Origin of the sequence: Streptomyces sp. NPDC005195 (assembly GCF_040608315.1) — a bacterium.
In the GTDB taxonomy this organism is placed as follows: Bacteria; Actinomycetota; Actinomycetes; order Streptomycetales; family Streptomycetaceae; genus Streptomyces; species Streptomyces kaempferi.
Map to the genome: position 1 here is coordinate 1 of NZ_JBEXHZ010000371.1, position 1,196 is coordinate 1,196.

Below are 1,196 nucleotides of genomic sequence, written 5' to 3' on the forward strand. Positions count from 1 at the left end.
CGTCCTGCGGGAAGAACGCGGTGTTCAGACCGCCCAGTGCGGGCTCTCGGAGACGGTGAGCACGGCCGCGCTGCACAGCCATCCGGGCCCCTGGGAGAACAGCAGGACGTTGTCGCCCGGCCGCACCTGGCGGGTGCGCACCAGGTGCTCCAGGGTGATGAACACGTCGGCGCCGCCCACGTGTCCGACCGTCCGGCCGAACTCCCAGCTGCACTCCGCCATGGTCAGTCCGAGCGGCAGCATGATCGAGTACTCGATCATCCGGCCGTCCATGTTGATCGGCACCACCTTGGTGAGGTCGGACGCGTTCAGCCCGGCGTCGACCAGGGACCGGTGGATGATGTCGAGACCGAACAGGGTCAGCTTCTCCATGGTCTCCGACAGGGGCATCTGCTCGCTGAACTGCTCGGCCCGCTCGACCATGCCGGCCACCGCCGAGGTGTCCTCGCGCAGCAGCAGCGGCCCGTCCCCGCGGTGCCACGACTCCAGCTCGTGCAGCACCCCCGAGTTGAGGGAACGCACCTCGGCGAAGCCCCCCTCGTCGCTCACCAGCGCCGCGACGGCGCCGTCACCGAGGATGTACGCCTGGCCGAAGCCCTTCCAGCGGTCCATGTGCGGCGAGGAGAAGTTCTCACCCGTCGTCAGCAGCACCGAGCCCGCCTCGGCGGCCCCCGTGAGCTTGCCGATCGCCACCTCCAGGGCGCTGAGCATGCCGTCGCAGCCCTGCTGGAGGTAGAGCGCGGGAACGTTGCCCAGGCCCAGTTCGCGCAGGATGTAGCCGGGCGGGTAGGAGCCGTCGGGGCCCTGGTAGTGGACGGCGCTGTGAATGTGCCCCCCGAGGTCCTCGGGGTCGGTCTTCGAGCGCTCCAGGGCGGTCCGCGCGGCCTGCACGACCAGGTCCATGGCCGGCACGTCACCGGCGACGTGCGTGCCCGTCAGCCCGTTCGCCGCCTGGATCTCGGCGTCGAGTTTCCCCTCGGCCACGGCCTGCTGGGCGTCGGCCCACTCGGGCAGCACGACTCCCAGCGATTCGATGTGAACGTTCTCGACCCTCATCGGCCCTCTTCTCCTCTTTCCGTGTTCCGGTGGTTGGCGGTTCGGTGTCCCGGTGTCCCGGTGTCCCGGTGTTCTGTGTCCATCGGCGTCACGACGGCGGACAGCCGGTGTCATGACGGCGCCGGGCGGCGCGGCACCAC

At 70.0% G+C, this 1,196-nt stretch carries 1 protein-coding gene; it reads right to left on the minus strand.

The features are described 5' to 3' along the window. Window positions 1–24: 24 nt before the first annotated feature. Window positions 25–1,056 carry a ketoacyl-ACP synthase III family protein gene (locus tag ABZV34_RS39735; protein WP_356288262.1) on the minus strand — a complete coding sequence of 344 codons (1,032 nt, stop codon included), beginning with the start codon at window positions 1,054–1,056 and terminating at the stop codon, window positions 25–27. Window positions 1,057–1,196: the final 140 nt, after the last annotated feature.

Excerpts from the sequence above, each read along its gene's own strand:
- ABZV34_RS39735 (WP_356288262.1), bottom strand. The coding sequence starts at position 1,056 with ATGAGGGTCGAGAACGTTCACATCGAATCGCTGGGAGTCGTGCTGCCC.